This window comes from Stakelama portus (assembly GCF_003171655.1).
Classification (GTDB): domain Bacteria; phylum Pseudomonadota; class Alphaproteobacteria; order Sphingomonadales; family Sphingomonadaceae; genus Sphingomonas; species Sphingomonas portus.
The window spans coordinates 81,839-99,613 of record NZ_QFZL01000006.1; the positions used below are offsets into that span (position 1 = coordinate 81,839).

Below are 17,775 nucleotides of genomic sequence, written 5' to 3' on the forward strand. Positions count from 1 at the left end.
GGCGCGGATGACGCCGGTTATGCTATCTCGCCGCTCGATCTTTGCGCAGGCCTGGCCGATCATGCTGGGGCAGGTGACGGTGCCGCTGGTCGGCATGGTCGATACGGTCGTGATCGGCCGCACCGGCGATGCAGTCGCGCTGGCCGGCGTTGCGCTGGGCGCGACGATCATCAATTTCCTGTTCTGGAGCTTCGGCTTTTTGCGCATGGGCATGACCGGCCTGACCGCGCAGGCCCAGGGCGCCGATGACGATACCGAAGTGCGCGCAATGCTGGCACGCGGGCTGTTGCTCGGACTGGGTCTCGGCATCCTGCTGTTCGCGCTGCAATGGGTGCTGGTGCCGCTCACGCTCGGGCTGTTCGCGGGCGGGGGCGAGCTCGATGCCGCTGCCGGCGGCTATATCACGGCGCGGTTCCTGGGCGCCCCGGCCAGCCTTGCGGTGTTCGCAGTCAATGGCTGGCTGCTCGGCCTGGGACGCACGCGATCCGCGTTGCTGCTCCAGATCGTCATGAACTGTTGCAACGGCATTCTCGACATCTGGTTCGTCTGGGGATTCGACATGGGCGCGGAGGGCGTGGGCCTGGGCACCGCGATCGCCGAATGGGTGGCGCTCGGCACCGGAATCGCCATTGCCGCCCGCATTCTGGGGCCGCGCGCCATTTCGGGGTTGCGCGCGCGGCTGTTCGATCTCGCGGCATTGAAACGGCTCTTCGCAGTCAATGCCGACATCATGATCCGCACCGTCTCGCTGCTGCTGTTGTTCGCCTGGTTCGCCAATGCCGGCGCGCGGCTGGGCACCGAAACGCTGGCCGCCAATCAGGTGCTGATGCAGTTCGTGTCGATAGCGGCATTCGTGCTCGACGGCTTTGCCTTCACGGCAGAATCGCGCGTCGGCAATGCGATTGGCCGCGGACAGGCGGAGGAGCTGAAACGGGCCATTCGCCTGATCGGTGAATTCTCGCTCGCGGCCGGCCTTTTCTTCGCATTGGCGACCGGCATCGCGGGAAGCTGGCTGATCGGACTGATCGCCACCGATCCCCAGGTGCGCGCACTGGCCCGCGACTTCCTTCCCTATACCGCGCTGGTCCCGCTGATCGGCGTACCCGCCTGGCTGCTCGACGGCATCTTCATCGGCGCAACGCGCGGCAAGGCGCTGCGCAATGCCGGCGTGGTCACGACCCTGCTCTACATCGCCACCGATTTCGCGCTTCGCCCGTTCGGCGCGCACGGCATCTGGATCGCGTTCCTGATCAGCTATGCCTATCGCGCGGGGACGTTGGGCGTCGCGCTTCCCGGCCTGATGCGCGGCATTGCGGAGCAGCGCGCATCGCCCTAATGCGCGGATCGATTTTTACCCAGAACCCCATTCCGGAGCTGCCGTCATGTCCGATCAGATCAAGCGCGTCGTCCTTGCCTATTCGGGCGGCCTCGACACCAGCGTGATCCTGAAATGGCTGCAGACCGAATATGGCTGCGAAGTGGTGACCTTCACTGCCGATCTGGGTCAGGGCGAAGAGCTGGAGCCTGCCCGCGCCAAGGCCGAACTGATGGGCATCAAGCCCGAACATATCTTCATCGACGATCTGCGCGAGGAATTCGTCCGCGATTTCGTTTTCCCGATGATGCGCGCCAATGCGCTGTATGAGGGGCTGTATCTGCTCGGCACGTCGATCGCGCGTCCGCTGATTTCCAAGCGCCTGATCGAAATCGCTCGGGAAGTCGGCGCCGACGCAATCGCCCATGGCGCGACCGGCAAGGGCAATGACCAGGTGCGGTTCGAACTTTCGGCCTATGCGCTCAACCCGGACATCAAGGTGATCGCGCCGTGGCGCGAATGGGATCTCACCAGCCGCACCGCGCTGATCGACTTTGCCGAAAAGCACCAGATTCCGGTGCCCAAGGACAAGCGCGGCGAATCGCCCTTTTCGACCGACGCGAACCTTCTCCACACTTCGTCCGAGGGCAAGGTGCTCGAGGATCCGTGGGAGGAAGTCCCCGATTATGTCTATTCGCGCACGGTCAATCCCGAAGACGCGCCCGACGAACCCGAATATATCACCATCGATTTCGAAAAGGGCGATGGCGTCGCACTGAACGGCGAGGCGATGAGCCCCGCCACGTTGCTCGCCGCGCTCAACGACCTCGGCCGCAAGCACGGCATCGGCCGGCTCGACCTGGTCGAGAACCGCTTCGTCGGCATGAAGTCGCGCGGCATGTACGAAACGCCGGGCGGCACCATCTATCACCTCGCCCATCGCGGGATCGAGCAGATCACGCTCGATCGCGGCGCCGCGCATCTGAAGGACGAGCTCGCCCCGCGCTATGCCGAGCTGATCTATAACGGCTTCTGGTTCGCCCCCGAGCGCGAGATGCTGCAGGCGGCGATCGACCACAGCCAGGCCAATGTGTCGGGCACAGTGCGGATGAAGCTCTACAAGGGCGGCTGCTATGTCGTCGGCCGCAAGTCGCCGAACACGCTCTACAGCGAAAAGGTGGTGACGTTCGAGGACGATGCCGGCGCATATGATCAGCGCGACGCGGCGGGTTTCATCAAGCTCAATGCGCTGCGCCTGCGCCTGCTGGGCCAGCGGTTCGATTGAGATGGGATGCCGCGGTGCTTCCGGAGCGGTTACGCACCGGCAACGCATCGCAGCACTGTATCCCTATTGGTACACCGTCGCGTATCGCGCGTGGATTCACGGGGTCAGTGAAGAAGCGGCACGCCAGCAGGGTGTTCTGGGATTGATGATTTTGACGGTGATCCCCTTGGCCTGGATCCCGGCATCGATAGAGCCCGTAACGGGCCGTTTCGGCTTCTGGATCGCGACAGCAGCAATCGTGATCGCGATGCTCAGGTCCGGTGTCGTGCATGAAAGGCTGCTGGTGAAGGACCGCATCGGCGTGCGCTATGCCGAAACGTTCGACGATCTCAGCCGCATCGAGAAGAACTGGATGCTGCTTTACGCCACGCTGTCGATATTCCTGCTCGCGTCCCCGACACTCATATGGATGGCGGCCACGCGGGGGTTCTGAGCGAGCAGCGTCGCACACTCTGGACGCCGCGCTGTCACCGCCGCATAACCCACCCCGTTCCAAGCCTATTCCGGGGAGTGCTTCATGCGGGCGATGTTGACGAGTGTTTCGGTTCTGGCGCTGTTCGCGACACCCGCTTTTGCGCAGGCCGGGGGTAACAACCCGCCCGTCGAATATACCGTCGACCTTTCCAATCGCGTCCATCACGAAGCGAAGATCACCGTCACCTATTCGGGTCTGGACAGCGAACCGATCACATTCCGCATGTCGCGCAGCTCGCCCGGCCGCTATGCGGTGCATGAATTCGCCAAGAACGTCTATTCGGTCTCCGCCGCCGATGCCGATGGCAATCCGCTGTCGATCACGCGGACCGATCCCTATAGCTGGACCGTCGCCGGCCATGGCGACACAGTGAGCCTCACCTATACGCTCTACGCCGATCATGGCGACGGCACCTATTCGCAGGTCGATCCCAGCCACGCGCATCTCAACATGCCCGCGACGTTCATGTGGGCGGACGGTTATGATGATCGCCCGCTCAAGGTGACGTTCGAGGATTTCGATCCGAGCTGGAAAATCGCGACGCAGCTGCCCACGGCACCGGGCGAGACCGCGACGTTCACCGCGCCCAACCTGCAATATTTCATGGACAGCCCGACCGAGCTGTCCAATTTCATGCTGCGCGAATGGCAAGTGACGAGCGGCGGCCACAACTACACGATCCGGCTCGCCATCCATCACCTCGGCACCGAGGAAGAAGCCGATCGCTTTGCCGAAATGGCGAAGAAGGTCGTCGCCGCCCAATATGAAATCTGGGGCGAGGCCGCGCCCTATGATTATGGCGTGTACACGTTCATCGCCGATTATGTGCCGTGGATCGACGGCGACGGCATGGAGCATCGCAATTCGACGATCATCGCGATGCCGCGCGGGCTGGCACAGGCCAATTATGCGCAGATCGGCACGCTCAGCCACGAATTCTTCCATAGCTGGAATGTCGAGCGGCTGCGCCCGACGGAACTGGAACCGTTCGATTTCACCAAGGCCAACCCGACCCCGTCTTTGTGGTTCGCCGAGGGCTTCACGCAATATTACGGCCCCGTCGCGCTGCGCCGCTCGGGCGTTTGGGACATGGATCAGTTCATCCGCAATCTGGGCGGAACGCTCAATTATGTGATCAATGCGCCGGGCCGCAGCTATGCCGGGCCTGCCGAAATGAGCCTGCGCGCGCCGTTCGTCGATGCCGCCACTGCGATCGACACGGTGAACCCCAATATCTTCACCTCCTACTATCCCTATGGCGCCGTGATCGCGCTCGCACTCGATCTGGAAATGCGCGGCAAATATCCGGGCAAGACGCTCGATGGTTTTATGCGCCACATGTGGGCCGAACATGGCTCGGTCGATCGCGCCTATACGATCGACGATCTCCAGAAAGGGCTGGGCGAATATCTGGGCGATGCTGCCTTCGCCGACGATTTCTTCGCCAGATCGATCCATGGCAATGCGCTGCCCGATTTCACGCCGTTGCTGGCGCAGGCCGGGCTCGAGTTGCGGCGATCGGGCGCTGACAGCGCCTATATCGGCAATGCGCAGTTCGATGACGATGGCGGCGCACTGACCATAGCGAGCAGCCCCGCTCCCGGCACCCCGCTCTATGATGCCGGACTCGATACCAGCGACGTCATCCTGACGATCGACGGCAAGGCGATCACGAGCAAGGCCGATCTGGGCAGCATCCTGCGTGCGCACAAGCCGGGCGACAAGCTGGCCATTACCTATCGCGAGCGCGACGTCGAGCGCGAGACGGTGCTGACGATCGGTTCCGATCCGTCGATCGAAATCATTGCCTATGAAAAGATCGGCAAGACGCCCACCGCAGAGCAACTGGCGTTCCGCAACGCCTGGATCGGCAGCGACGCCGCCGAATAAAGGCCGGGGAAACCACCCGTTAACCATAGTCGCGTAGCGCGTTTTCATGGAAACGCGCGCGCTTCGACCGGGATGGCGCGACCTTGCGGTCGCGTGCGCGCTGGCGCTTTTGCTTTCGCTCGCCTGGTGCGCGCGCGACTGGCATCAGCTTTCCGCGCTGTACCTGCCCGACACCGATGACGGGATGCGGCTGCAGCAGATTCGCGACTGGATTGCCGGGCAGCGCTTTTCCGATCTCACGCAATATCGCCTTGGCCCCGATGGCGTGGCGATGCACTGGTCGCGCATCCCCGATCTGGTGCCCGCCGCGATCATCGGCCTGCTGACGCCGCTGGTCGGCACCCATGGCGCCGAACTGACCGCCGTGATCCTGTGGCCGGCAATGTTGTTTGCCGGGGCACTATTGCTGGTGGGCGCGATTGCGCGGGCGCTGGGCGTGCAGCCTGCCGTGGCGCAGGTGATCGCCGCGCTCGCCTATCCCGCGACGACATTGTTCCTGCCCGGACGGATCGATCATCACGGGCTGCAGATCGTCCTGTTGCTGATCGTCGCGCTGATGCTGCTGCGCCCGCTGTCCTGGCGTGGCGCAGCGGCGGCGGGATTGGCGACTGCGCTCTCGCTTGCGATCGGGATGGAGACGGCACCGTTGCTGGCGGTCGCCGCCGCGATATTGGTGCTGCAATGGATCGCCGATGCGCCCGGATCCCAGCTGCGGCTCGGCGCATGGTCGATCGCGCTCACGCTCGCGCTGGCGGCACAGGCGGCATTGCTGCGGACCAATGGCTGGACAGTTGCGGCGTGCGATGGTTTCACTGCAACGATGTGGCAGGCCGCGCAGGGCGCGGCGATTGCACCGCTGCTGCTGACGCTGGCGGGATTCGTCGTACCTGGACGCGCGGCACGCGCCGCGCTGGCGGTTTTGGCGGGACTGAGCGTCCTTGCCCTGGTCGTGCTCGTCGCGCCGCAATGCCTGTCGCCCTATGCCGGGCTCGACGCGACATTGAGCAGCATCTGGCTTGCCAATGTCGCCGAAGCGCAACCGCTGTTCGCCGCCGATCCCGCCACGGCAATCGGCTATGCCGGGATCATGGTCGTCGGCATCGCCGCATCGGCGGCCTGCGCACGACGCGACACGCGCTGGCTGCCGTTACTCGCGCTGCAGCTGGCGTCGTTCGCCGTCGCCTGTATCCAGCTGCGCGGTGCCTATCCCGGTGCGATCCTCGCCGCGCCGGCGCTGGCGGCGCTGGTCGCATCGGCGCGCGTGCGCGGAACGGTGCAGCTGATCCTTGCGTGGATCGCTTCGGCGGGGATCGCCTATCCGGCGATGGCGACGGCGCTGATGCCGCGCGGCGAAGCCGGGCCGGCGCGCGAAGCGTCCGGCGGATGTCCCGCCGATATCGCCATTGCGCAACTTGGCGGCCTGCCGGCGGGGCGCGTGCTTGCCCCGGTCGATCTTTCCGCCGTCGCCCTGCCGGCCACCCGGCACAGCTTCCTGACCGGCCCCTATCACCGCAATCAGGCCGGCAATCTCGCGCTCTATCGCATCCTGTTCGCGACGCCGGAACATGCCCGCGCCGAAATCGCCGCGCTCGGCATCGATTATATCGTCTATTGCCCCGGCTCGTTCGGCGAAGCCGATGCGCGCGCCGGGCCGGACAGTCTGCTGACCGCGCTGCGCAGCGACGCGCCGCCGCGCTGGTTGCACTCTATTTCCGCGCCGGGCGCGCCGCTGATAATCCTCACGCCAAAGGGCGCATTATGACCGAATCCCAGGTCCAATGGTGGCAGCGGCGCTGGTTTCTCGCGCTGCTGATACTGGTCAGCGCGGTGCCATTGCTATGGCCGCCGCTGCCGCCGTTCACCGATCTGCCGGCGCATATGGGCCGCTATCGGGTGATGCTCGGCACCGATCCGGAGCTGGCGCAATGGTTCGGCTTTCAGTGGAAGCTGATCGGCTATGTCGGGTTCGACGCGCTCGTCGCGCTGATCGCGCCGCTGTTGGGGCTGGAACCGACGGTCAAGCTGCTGGTGATCCTGACCGCCGTCGCAACTGCATCGGGCATAATATGGATTTCGCGCGAAGTGCATGGGCGCGTCCAGCCGCTCGCGATCCTTGCGCTGCCCTTCGTCTATCACCTCGCCTTTCAGTTCGGCTTTCTGAACTATTGCCTGGCGATGGCGTGCACGCTCAACGCGTTCGCATATTGGTTGCGGCTCGGGCGAGTGCAGAAGCTTGGGCTGCGCGCGGCGATATTCGTGCCGATTTCCTGCGCGATCTGGCTGATCCATGTCGTCGCGTGGCTGGTGCTGGGCCTGTGCTGTTTCGTCGCCGAGCTGATCCATCAGCGCGAAAGCGGGCGCGACTGGCCGCGTTCGCTCTGGTGGGCGGGCATCGGCTGTATCCCGCTCGCCCTGCCCTTTCTGCGCTTTCTGGCCTGGCAGCCGGGGGGCGAAGGATCGGCCGACTGGGTCGCATCGCTGCGCTACAAGCCGAGCTGGTTCGCAATGGCGCTGCGCGACCGCTGGCAATGGTTCGATGTCGGCGCGATCGCGCTGGTGGCAGCGATGTTCTATCAGGCGATCCGTTCCCCCGACTCGCATTTCGACCGCACGCTGGGCGCGACGGCGGCCGGACTGCTGCTGCTGTTCGTCGCGATGCCGTTTCTGGCCGCCTATGCCGATGCGCGACTGGCGCCGTTCGTCATCATCCTCGCGCTGCTCGCGGTACGGTCCGAAGGCAGGACGGCGGGCCGTATCGCGCTGATCGCGCTGATATTCTTTGGCGTGCGCACGATCGGTACCACCGCCAGCCTCGCGATCGGCAGCGCCGACTGGAACAAGCGCCTGATCGCGCTCGATCATCTGCCGCGCGGACAGCGCGTGCTCGGGCTGATCACCGCGCCATGCGACCCGCAATGGGCGATGTATCGGATCCGCCATTTGACCGCGATGGCGATCGTCCGCCGCGCGAGCTTTACCAACGACCAGTTCGATCTGGGCAACAGCGCGTTGCTGACGATCACCGCGCCGGGCATTGCGGGTTTCGACAAGGATCCCTCGCACACCGTGGTTCCGCATCATTGCGGCCTCGGCGGATTCCGCACGGTTGACGATGCACTTGCCCAATTCCCCCGCGACCGGTTCGATTATGTCTGGCTGCTCGACGCACCGCCGCTCGACGCGCGGCAGACCGCCGGGCTCCAGCCGGTCTGGCAGGACGAACGCGACCGACTGTTCCGGATCGCGCGCTAACCGGCTTGTCTCGCGCGCCCGCAGCGCAGTAGAAGCACGCGATGCAAGGGGGCACCGCAGATCCGCGCCGATGGTGGCAAACACGCACATTCGTGCTGGTCGCCGCACTGATTACCGCCATCCCGCTGCTCTGGCCCGAAATACCGCCGCTGGTCGATCTGCCCGGCCATATGGGTCGATACCGGGTTCAGCTCGACCGCCATCTCTACCCCTGGTTCGCCGACTGGTATAATTTCGACTGGCAGCTGATCGGCAATCTGGGCGTCGACCTGCTGATCATTCCGCTAAGGCCGATCTTCGGGCTCGAATTGTCGGTGAAGCTGATCGTGATGGCGATCCCGGTGCTGACGGTCACCGGGCTGTTGTGGATCGCGCGCGAAGTCCATGGCCGCATTCCCGCAACCGCGCTGTTCGCGCTGCCGCTGGCCTATAGCTATCCGTTCCATTTCGGCTTTGTGAACTTCGCGCTGTCGATGGCGCTCGCGCTCAACGCCTTTGCGTGGTGGCTGCGACTGGCGCGTCAGGGGCGCTTCGCCCTGCGCAACATCGTGTTCGTGCCGATCTCCTGCCTGATCTGGGTGTGCCACACCTATGGCTGGGGCACGCTGGGCGTGCTTGCCTTTTCCGCCGAGCTTATCCGCCAGCACGACCTTGCCCGCAAACCCGGCGATCCGTGGAACAGGGATTTCGTTCGTGTCTGGGTGGTGCCGTGGTTCCGGGCGGGCGTTCAGTGCCTCGTCCTCGCCTTTCCGATGATCCTGATGCTGATGTGGCGCGCGGAATCGTCATCGGGGCAGACCGCGGACATGTTCAACTGGCGGGCCAAGGCGCGCTGGGTGACGATGGTGCTGCGCGACCGGTGGCAGCTGTTCGACATCGCCAGCCTGGGCGTGCTGTTCCTGATCGGCTTTCGCGGCATTCGCGATCCCAATATCGGCTATTCGCGCAATCTGGCGCTGTCGGCGCTGTTCCTGATTGCAGTCTATATCCTGCTGCCACGCATCATCTTCGGATCGGCCTATGCCGATATGCGGCTGGCGCCCTATATGCTCGCCATCGCGCTGATCGGGCTGCGGCCCAAGCCGGGGCTTTCGATCCGCGGGGCAGCGGTGGTCGCGGCGATCGGCGCTGCTTTCTTCCTTGTCCGCACCGCAGGAACGACAGTGAGCTTCCTGCTATATGACCGCACCTATCAGCGCGAGCTCGCCGCGCTCGATCACCTGCCGGTAGGGGCGCGGCTCGTCACGTTCGTCGGCGAAACCTGCTACAACGAATGGATGATGACCCGGTATCAGCATTTCCCGGGTCTCGCGCTCGAACGGCGCATGGCGTACGCCAACGACCAATGGTCGATGCCGGGCGGGCAATTGCTCACGGTGCGCTATCGCGCCGCGGGCCGATATGCGCATGACCCTTCGGAGCTGGTCACCGACGTGCAATGTCCGCGCGAATGGTGGCGTCCGATTGCCTGGTCGCTGACGCATTTCCCGCGCGATGCGTTCGATTATGTCTGGCTGATCCGTCCGCCCGCTTATGATCCCCGCCTGGAACAGGGGCTGGAGCCGGTGTGGCGCGACGGCGACAGCGCGCTGTTCCGCGTCAACCACGACGTGCCGCCCGCCGAACTGGTGCCCGAGGATCTGCCGCGACCGACTAAGTCGCTGCCTTTCTGAACGGCGTCAGCTCGCCCAGATATTCCTGTTCGTGCGCGACGGCGATCTTCTCCTGCTCCAGCCATTCGGCGATCGCGCTGCGGAAACCGGCATCGGGGATATAATGCGCCGACCAGGTGGGCACGGGCACATAACCGCGCGCCAGCTTGTGCTCGCCCTGCGCGCCGGCTTCGACGCGCGAAAGCCCGCGCGCGATGGCCGCGTCGATAGCCTGATAATAGCATAGCTCGAAATGGAGGAAGGGCACGTCCTGCGTGCAGCCCCAATAGCGGCCATAAAGCGCGTCGGCCCCGATCAGATTGAGCGCCCCGGCAATCGGGCGTCCGTCCCGTTCGGCAAGAATCAGCAGCACCTTGTCCGCCATCGCGGCGCCCAGCATCGAAAAGAACGGCCGCGTCAGATAGGGGCGCCCCCATTTGCGGCTGCCGGTATCCTGATAGAATTGCCAGAAGACATCCCAATGCGCCTCGGTAATTTCGGAACCGGTCAGGTGACGGATCGTCAGCCCTTCGACCGCGCGTTCGCGCTCCTTGCGGACCGCCTTGCGCTTGCGGCTGGCAAGGTCGCCCAGAAACGCGTCGAAACTGTCATACCCATCGTTATGCCAGTGAAACTGCGTCCCCTGGCGGATCAGCCATCCGGCGGCTTCGAACAGCGGGATCTGTGCAGCCTCGACGAAACTGGCATGCGCCGATGACAGCCCGTTCTGATCGGCGAACGCGGCGATACCCGCGATCAGCCCGGCGGCATAGGCATCGGGCATGTCGGGCCGGACCAGCAGCCGCGGGCCGGGCACGGGCGTAAAGGGTACCGCAACCTGCAGTTTGGGATAATAGCGGCGTCCCGAGCGCTCCCATGCATCCGCCCAGGCATGATCGAACACATATTCGCCCTGGCTGTGACCCTTGGCATAGACCGGAGCCACTGCCGCGGCGTGACCATCGGGACCGTCGATCACGACCGGCACCGGCTGCCACCCGGTCGACACGTCGGCCGAACCTGATTCTTCCAGAATCGACAGGAATGCATGGCTGAGGAACGGGTTGTCGCCACCCGCGCACGCATCCCATTGCGACGCCGGAATCGAAGCGATGCCATCGGCAATACGGGCAGTGATCCGGGGTGTCGTCACACGCTTAATGTAGCGTCTGTTCAGCGGCTTGCCACCCCGCCGCTCGCAGCCGCAGCACAAAATTTCGCAGTTTTCTGGGGATTTCGCTGCGGCGCAGCACATCGATTGCTTGCATTTTCAACAACCATGCGTCAGTCTTATGCATCTGACCGGAGCAAATCCGGCATGGGGAGAGGATGCTATGGCAACTATTGTTCGCCGGGTTCGCGGTTCCATCGATGTAGTATTGCTGACCGGGCTGTCGGTCGCGATGCTCGCCGTGACCTATATCCTGTTGCTGGACAAGGTGCATTAAGCGGTAACGCGCTCCGGCCCGATTCCCCCAGAGCCGCGCCGGAGCGCGCTCTTTTTTCCTGGTGGTAACACCATATCCTGAACCGCTGATCTTTGCAGAATGCGCAGCGAAGTCAGCGGCCAGCGGCTTAATCGCCGCCGCTTCCTCCCTCGGGTTTTGCCCCGCCCTCGCTGTTCGGCAACCCCTTCACCCACACGTCGCGCTGCGGGAAGGGGATTTCGACGCCATGTTCCTTGAACAGATTCCATAGCCGGTTGAGCACATCCGAACGGACATTGCCGACGCCGCCCTCCGGATCGTTGATCCAGGCCAGAATCTCGTGGTCGACCGAACTGTCGCCGAAACCGGCGAGCCAGACATTGGGCTTGGGATTGTCGAGCACGCGCGGGCTTTCCGTCGCGGCGCGCAGCATCAGTTCCTGTGCGAGTTTGAGGTCGCTCGAATACGCAACGCCGACCGGAATGCGCACACGGACATTCTTGTCCGAATAACTCCAGTTCTCGACTTCCTGAGTCATCAGATTCTCGTTGGGAATCAGATGCTCCTTGCCGTCGCGGGTGATCACCGAAACCGCGCGCACGCCGATCTTGTTGACCCAGCCGAAACTGTCGCCGACGACGATCACGTCGCCCGGCTTGATCGACCGGTCCATCAACAGGATGATCCCGGCGATCAGATTGCCCACCGTCTTCTGAAGGCCGAAGCCGACGGCGAGGCCCAGCGCACCCGAAAACACGGCAAAGGCCGTCAGGTCGACATCGAGCAAGTCGATGCCGATGAAAAAGGCGACGATCAGGATCACGATCCCCGCCAGCTTCTGGAACAACAGCTTCTGCGTCGGATCGAATCCCCGCGCGCTGGCGATGGTGTGGCTCGTCACGCGATTGGCCAGACGCACGACGGCGAAGATCACGATCAGCGTCACCGTGATGGTGAGCACCGAATAAAGCGAGAATCGCCGCTTGCCGACGTCGAAGCCCACGCGCTGCAATATCGCTTCGATCACGTCGAAGCCGCCGATCGCGTTGGCGAGGATCGAGACAAAGGCGATCAGACCCATCGTCCACGCCGCCCAGCGCGGGATGCTCAGCCCGCGCAGCACCGCCGCGATCACCATCCCGGCCGCGGCGCCGTCGGCAAAACCGATGCCCAGCGCCGACAGCGAATGCCAGGGCCAGGCCGCCGCCATGATCGCCAGCAGCATCGCGGCCAGCCCATGGCGGACGATGTCGCTCATCCGGGGGCCCAGCCCCTCGGCATGGCCGCCGACGCGCTTCTGCCAGAATTGCGTCGCGACCGGCCCGAGCTTTCGTCCCGCCAGCCAGCCGGCACTCAACGCAGCAACCGTCAGCGCAAAGGCAACGCCCGCTTCGATCAGTACCGGCGTGCCCGGTATCGTAATGCCTTGCGAAGCGAGCCAGTCGGTTACGCGCGTCATCCGATCGCCTCGCGAAATCGCATCAGTCCGGCGTCGAGATCGGTCATCAGATCCTCCGGGTCCTCAAGCCCGATCTGGAGCCGCACCACCGGCCCTTCGGCTTCCCAGGGCACAACGGTACGGATTTTCTCCGGATCGACCGGCAGCGCCAGGCTTTCATAGCCGCCCCAGCTGAACCCCAGTCCGAACAGCCGCAATCCGTCGATCAGCGCCGCGCGCTCACGCTCGCCCCCGCCGCGCAGGACGAAAGAGAACAGCCCGGCCGCGCCCTTGAAATCGCGTTCGAAAAATTCGTGCCCCGGACAGGAAGGCAGCGCGGGGTGCAGCACCCGCGCGACTTCGGGCCGGTCGGCAAGCCATCGGGCGATCCGCAACGCCGCCGCGCCCTGCGACTTCAGCCGCACGTCCATCGTCCGCAGGCCGCGCGCCCCAAGCCAGGCATCGTCGGGACTGGCGGTCTGGCCGAGCTGATAGCTCCCCTGCCGCAACGCGCCATATTTGCCCTTTGCCGCCGTCACCGATCCCAGCATCACATCCGAATGGCCAACGACATATTTGGTACACGCCAGGATCGAATAATCGATGCCGAACGAAATCGCCGGAAACAACAGCGGTGTGGCCCAGGTATTGTCGATCAGCGTCACCAGGCCCTTGTCCCTGGCGACGCCGACAATTGCGGGAATGTCCTGCACCTCAAAGGTGAGGCTGCCCGGGCTTTCCAGAAAGATCGCGCGCGTGCGATCGGTGACCAGGCTTGCGATCCCCTCGCCGATCATCGGGTCGTAATAGGTGGTGGTGACGCCGAACCGTTTGAGGAAATGGTCGGCAAAGCCGCGCGTCGGATCATAGACGCTGTCGGCAAGCAGCAATTCGTCGCCGGGCGAAAGCACCGACAGCAGGGCAGTCGACACTGCCGCCACGCCCGACGGATAGAGCAAGGTCGCTTCGGCGCCGGGCTCAAGCTCGGTCAGCGCTTCGGCAAGCGACCATTGTGTCGGCGTGCCGCGCCGCCCATAGAACAGGCGATGATGCGTATCGCGCCCGCCCGCGGCGCGCAGGTCCGCGACGCTGTCATACAGGATCGTCGAGGCACGCCAGACCGGCGGGTTGACGATACCCTGCGTCCATTCCGGGCGTCGCCCCGCGCCGACGATGCGGGTTGCCGGCTTGTCGTCTTCGCTTGCGCTCATGCTGCTCCTGTTGCTTTCGGCGTTTCGGGATGCGCGCCCCATTCGGCCCAGCTGCCATCGTAAAGCGCTATGTCATGGCCGAGCAGATGCGCGGCGAACACGATCACCGCCGCAGTAATGCCCGAGCCGCAGGTCGCAACCATCGGCTGCGCGGGATCGAGCCCGGCATCGGCAAATATCGCGCGCAACGCCGCACCCTGTTTCCAGCTGCCGTCGACATTGAAGAAACGCGCATAATGAAGGTTGCACGAACCGGGGATATGGCCCGGTTCGGTGTCCGGGCGGGTTTCGGGTTCGCTGCCTGCGAAGCGTGCAGGCGATCGTGCGTCGGCGACGCGTTCGCCACCGCTTTCGACATTGGCGAGCATCGCGGAAATATCGCGCACCGAAACCGATGGTTCGCGTGCCGCTCCCGGCTCACCTCCGACGGGCGGAGCACCTGTTTCGACCGGACGCCCTTCGCCCCGCCATTTGGCGAGCCCGCCGTCGAGCACCGCCGCTTCGATGCCGAACGCGCGCAGCATCCACCATGCGCGCGCCGCCGTGTGCAGCGGACTATCGTCATACACCACCACCTGCCGCGCATCCTGCAGGCCGGCAGCAGCGAGCCGCGCGGCAAAATGCGCCGCGCCGGGCAGCATCGACGGCAGTTCGCTGTCCGGGCGGGCGAAACTCGAAAGATCGAGAAACGCGGCGCCCGGAATATGCGCCTGCGCATATTCGGCGGCCGGATCACGACCCTGTTCGGGCAGGAAATAGCTTGCATCGGCGACCGCCAGCCCGGGCGTGCCGAGCGCGTCTGCCAGCCATTGCGTCGTTACCAGCGCGTCCAAGCCACATCCTCCCTTGCCCATCCTTAGCATCGCGGTCGCGTGCGTCGAGTACGCATCCGATTGATTATAAGGGGCTCCACGCTGTATCGGCGGGCATATGGACCCCGTATATCTCGGCAAGACGAGCGCATTGCCGACCTCTCCCCAAGAGGCGGTGCTCGATTATGTTCCCAATCCGCGCGCAGGCACGCGGTATCTGGTGCGGTTTGCCGCACCCGAATTCACGTCGCTCTGCCCGATCACCGGCGCGCCCGATTTCGCGCATCTGGTGATCGATTATGTGCCGCGCGACACGATCGTCGAATCCAAGTCGCTCAAGCTCTTCCTCGGCAGCTTTCGCAACCATGGCGCCTTTCACGAGGATTGCACCGTCGGCATCGGCGAGCGGCTGTTCCGCGAAATGGCTCCCGAATGGCTGCGGATCGGCGGATATTGGTATCCGCGCGGCGGCATTCCGATCGACGTGTTCTGGCAATCCGGCGCGCCGCCCGAAGGCGTCTGGATTCCCGATCAGCAAGTGCCGGGATATCGCGGGCGCGGCTGATTTGCGCGGCATTTGACACGACTCGTCGGCAAGGCGCATGCTGCACTGCGTCATCAGGCAACCTTTATCAGCCAGGAGCGTTCTGCAAATGGACCTAAGGGGCTGATTTCGCCCCGAAAGTCCCGATCTTTGAAGGGACCGCCGTGAAACCGCTACCGTCGCAGCATTCGTCCGTCGGCCATATCGCCCTGATCGGCAATTTTCTTCCGCGAAAATGCGGCATCGCCACCTTCACGACCGATGTGCGCGCGGCATTGAAGCAGCGCTATCCCGACCTGCGCGTCGATGTGTACGCGATGGACGATTTTCCCGGCCGCTACGACTATCCCGCCGAAGTCACGGGCACGATCGCACAGCATGAGCGCACTGCCTATCTGGCTGCAGCGCGCGAGATCGAAGCAAGCGGCGCGCAGGTGCTGTGGATCCAGCACGAATATGGCATTTATGGCGGCGCGGCAGGCGAACATCTGATCGCGCTGATCGATCGCGTCACTATTCCCGTCATCGCGACGCTGCACACCATCCTGGAACATCCCAGCGAAGACGAACGTCGCGTGATGGAAGCGCTGCTGCGCCGATGCAGCAAGGTCATCGTGATGGCCGAAAAGGGCCGCGAAATCCTGAAGCGCGTGCACGGCGCCGACGACCGCGCGATCGTGACCATCCCGCATGGTGTTCCCGACCGGGCCTTTGTCGAACCGGAAGCCATGAAGCCGCGATTCGGCTGGGAAGGCCGCAAGGTCATTCTGACCTTCGGATTGCTGGCCCCCAACAAGGGGATCGAAACGCTGATCGCGGCGATGCCGGATATCGTCGCCGCGGAACCGTCGGCGCTCTACGTCGTGCTCGGCGCGACGCACCCCAACCTGGTCGCGCATGAAGGCGAACTCTATCGCGACCGGCTGAAAGCGCTCGCCGCCGAGAAAGGCGTGGCGGATCACGTCGCTTTCGTCGACGCCTTTGTCGATCAGGAGGCGCTGCTCGATTATCTTCAGGCCGCCGACATATACGCCACGCCCTATTCCAATCCCGCGCAGATTACCTCGGGCACGCTGTCCTATGCCGTCGGCGTGGGCAAGGCAGTCGTCTCGACCCCCTATGTCCACGCTACCGAGATTCTGGCCGATCACCATGGCGTGCTGGTCGGCTTTGGCGACAGCGGCGGTTTCGCCCGCGAAATCCGGCGGCTGCTGACCAGCGACGCCGCGCGCCAGTCGCTTTCGCATCGCGCCTATGCGCTCGGTCGCACGATGCTGTGGTCGCGTTTTGCCGAACGGACGATGGCCGTGCTGGGCGATGCGCTGACCATCCGCCCGCGCCGCCTGACCAAGCGCGTTGCCGCCCTCGCGCCGCTCGAACCCGATATCAGCGCAGTCGAGCGGATGAGCGACACCACCGGCATGTTGCAGCATTCGATCTATTCGGTGCCCGATCGCAATCATGGCTATTGCATCGACGACAATGCCCGCGCGCTGATCCTGATGTGCCGGATCGAGCGGCTGGACCCGGTCGTGCGCGACAAATGGATCGGCATCTATGCCTCGTTCATCCAGTTCGCCTGGAACCCCGAAAAACAGCGTTTTCGCAACTTCATGAAGTTCGATCGCAGCTGGAGCGAGGAGGAAGGGTCGGAAGATTCGAACGGCCGGACGCTTTGGGCGCTGGGCGTCGCCGCCCATTGCGCGACACCGCGCAAGCATCGCGACTGGGCGCGGTCGCTCTACGACGCGACGGCGACGTTGGCGCTGAAACTGCGCAGCCCGCGTGCAATGGCGTTCGCAATGCTGGGCGCGACCGAAATGCTTGCGGCGCATCCCGGCCATTCGCTGTCGCGCGAAATGCTCACCCGCTTCGGCGAAGAGCTGATATCGCTGCTCGACAAGGCGCGACGACCCGAATGGAGCTGGTTCGAAATCGTCCTCGCCTATGACAATGCCCGGCTTCCCGAAGCGCTGCTGCGCGCGGGCAAGGCGCTCGAACGGGCCGATTTCATCGCCACGGGCATCGAAACGCTCGAATGGATTCGCGAACGGCAGATTTCGCCCGAAGGCCGGTTTCGCGCGGTCGGCACCGAAAGCTTCGGGCGGCCCTATGCAGAACCGCTGCCGTTCGACCAGCAGCCGCTGGAGGCTCAGGCGATGGTCGATGCCTGCGACGCCGCCTTCGCCGCGACCGGCGATCAGCGCTGGGTCGAGGAAGCGATGCGCGCCTATCGCTGGTATCTCGGCGCAAATGATCTGGAAGTGCCGCTGGTCACTGCCCAGGACGGGGGCTGTTTCGACGGGCTGATGCCCACCGGGCTCAACCGCAATCAGGGTGCGGAGTCGATATTGGCACTGCAACTCGCCTCCTGCACGATTTCAGCCCTTTCAAAGGTCGCCGGAAACGTGGCAGGACCAGAGATAGCCGTCGCCTGATACCAGCCGCCGGCAACGCACTGGTCGGGGACGCGC

At 64.3% G+C, this 17,775-nt stretch carries 13 protein-coding genes; 9 read left to right on the forward strand and 4 right to left on the reverse strand.

Features of this window, described 5'->3' with window-relative positions:
* The first annotated feature begins 7 nt into the window (after positions 1-7).
* The 7 genes from DKB74_RS15645 (at position 8) to DKB74_RS15675 (ending at position 9,890) form a co-directional block, all read left to right on the forward strand.
* Complete coding sequence (locus tag DKB74_RS15645) at positions 8-1,336, forward strand: MATE family efflux transporter (protein ID WP_239987554.1); 1,329 nt, start codon at positions 8-10, stop codon at positions 1,334-1,336.
* A gap of 46 nt (positions 1,337-1,382) precedes the next feature.
* Positions 1,383-2,600: an argininosuccinate synthase gene (locus DKB74_RS15650; protein WP_109809121.1), complete on the forward strand. Its 1,218-nt coding sequence runs from the start codon at positions 1,383-1,385 to the stop codon at positions 2,598-2,600.
* Positions 2,524-3,033: a hypothetical protein gene (locus DKB74_RS15655; RefSeq protein ID WP_161956888.1), complete on the forward strand. Its 510-nt coding sequence runs from the start codon at positions 2,524-2,526 to the stop codon at positions 3,031-3,033. Before DKB74_RS15650 ends, DKB74_RS15655 begins: the two co-directional genes overlap by 77 nt.
* Positions 3,034-3,117: 84 nt before the next feature.
* Complete coding sequence (locus DKB74_RS15660) at positions 3,118-4,965, forward strand: M61 family metallopeptidase (RefSeq protein ID WP_109809123.1); 1,848 nt, start codon at positions 3,118-3,120, stop codon at positions 4,963-4,965.
* 46 nt (positions 4,966-5,011) lie between these two features.
* Positions 5,012-6,727 carry a hypothetical protein gene (locus DKB74_RS15665; protein WP_109809124.1) on the forward strand — a complete coding sequence of 572 codons (1,716 nt, stop codon included), beginning with the start codon at positions 5,012-5,014 and terminating at the stop codon, positions 6,725-6,727.
* Positions 6,724-8,217 (forward strand): hypothetical protein, encoded by a 1,494-nt coding sequence (locus DKB74_RS15670; protein ID WP_109809125.1) that lies wholly within the window; start codon positions 6,724-6,726, stop codon positions 8,215-8,217. The genes DKB74_RS15665 and DKB74_RS15670 overlap by 4 nt, the downstream gene beginning before the upstream one ends.
* Before the next feature lie 41 nt (positions 8,218-8,258).
* Positions 8,259-9,890, forward strand: a complete 1,632-nt coding sequence (locus DKB74_RS15675; protein WP_109809126.1) for a hypothetical protein — start codon at positions 8,259-8,261, stop codon at positions 9,888-9,890.
* On the opposite strand, the gene DKB74_RS15680 is transcribed toward DKB74_RS15675, so the two are convergent.
* From DKB74_RS15680 to DKB74_RS15695, 4 genes are all read right to left on the reverse strand, one after another.
* Positions 9,871-11,022: a GNAT family N-acetyltransferase gene (locus tag DKB74_RS15680; protein WP_109809127.1), complete on the reverse strand. Its 1,152-nt coding sequence runs from the start codon at positions 11,020-11,022 to the stop codon at positions 9,871-9,873. The genes DKB74_RS15675 and DKB74_RS15680 overlap by 20 nt on opposite strands.
* Positions 11,023-11,444: 422 nt before the next feature.
* Positions 11,445-12,755 carry a mechanosensitive ion channel family protein gene (locus DKB74_RS15685; protein WP_109809128.1) on the reverse strand — a complete coding sequence of 437 codons (1,311 nt, stop codon included), beginning with the start codon at positions 12,753-12,755 and terminating at the stop codon, positions 11,445-11,447.
* Positions 12,752-13,945, reverse strand: a complete 1,194-nt coding sequence (gene metC, locus DKB74_RS15690) for a cystathionine beta-lyase (RefSeq protein ID WP_239987555.1) — start codon at positions 13,943-13,945, stop codon at positions 12,752-12,754. Before metC ends, DKB74_RS15685 begins: the two co-directional genes overlap by 4 nt.
* Positions 13,942-14,778: a sulfurtransferase gene (locus DKB74_RS15695; RefSeq protein ID WP_109809130.1), complete on the reverse strand. Its 837-nt coding sequence runs from the start codon at positions 14,776-14,778 to the stop codon at positions 13,942-13,944. Before DKB74_RS15695 ends, metC begins: the two co-directional genes overlap by 4 nt.
* Before the next feature lie 97 nt (positions 14,779-14,875).
* Between DKB74_RS15695 and queF the strand changes: the two genes are divergently transcribed.
* Both queF and DKB74_RS15705 read left to right on the forward strand, forming a co-directional pair.
* A complete protein-coding gene (gene queF, locus DKB74_RS15700) occupies positions 14,876-15,322 on the forward strand; it encodes a preQ(1) synthase (protein ID WP_109809131.1) in 447 nt (148 codons plus the stop codon).
* 143 nt (positions 15,323-15,465) lie between these two features.
* Positions 15,466-17,739, forward strand: coding sequence for a glycosyltransferase (locus DKB74_RS15705; protein ID WP_109809132.1), 2,274 nt, complete (start codon positions 15,466-15,468; stop codon positions 17,737-17,739).
* Positions 17,740-17,775 lie beyond the last annotated feature (36 nt).

Bases quoted from the DNA above. Each gene is read 5' to 3' on its own strand.
- DKB74_RS15645 (WP_239987554.1), top strand. From the start codon at position 8: ATGACGCCGGTTATGCTATCTCGCCGCTCGATCTTTGCGCAGGCCTGG.
- DKB74_RS15650 (WP_109809121.1), top strand. From the start codon at position 1,383: ATGTCCGATCAGATCAAGCGCGTCGTCCTTGCCTATTCGGGCGGCCTC.
- DKB74_RS15655 (WP_161956888.1), top strand. From the start codon at position 2,524: ATGATCAGCGCGACGCGGCGGGTTTCATCAAGCTCAATGCGCTGCGCC.
- DKB74_RS15660 (WP_109809123.1), top strand. From the start codon at position 3,118: ATGCGGGCGATGTTGACGAGTGTTTCGGTTCTGGCGCTGTTCGCGACA.
- DKB74_RS15665 (WP_109809124.1), top strand. From the start codon at position 5,012: ATGGAAACGCGCGCGCTTCGACCGGGATGGCGCGACCTTGCGGTCGCG.
- DKB74_RS15670 (WP_109809125.1), top strand. From the start codon at position 6,724: ATGACCGAATCCCAGGTCCAATGGTGGCAGCGGCGCTGGTTTCTCGCG.
- DKB74_RS15675 (WP_109809126.1), top strand. From the start codon at position 8,259: ATGCAAGGGGGCACCGCAGATCCGCGCCGATGGTGGCAAACACGCACA.
- DKB74_RS15685 (WP_109809128.1), bottom strand. From the start codon at position 12,755: ATGACGCGCGTAACCGACTGGCTCGCTTCGCAAGGCATTACGATACCG.
- metC (WP_239987555.1), bottom strand. From the start codon at position 13,945: ATGAGCGCAAGCGAAGACGACAAGCCGGCAACCCGCATCGTCGGCGCG.
- queF (WP_109809131.1), top strand. From the start codon at position 14,876: ATGGACCCCGTATATCTCGGCAAGACGAGCGCATTGCCGACCTCTCCC.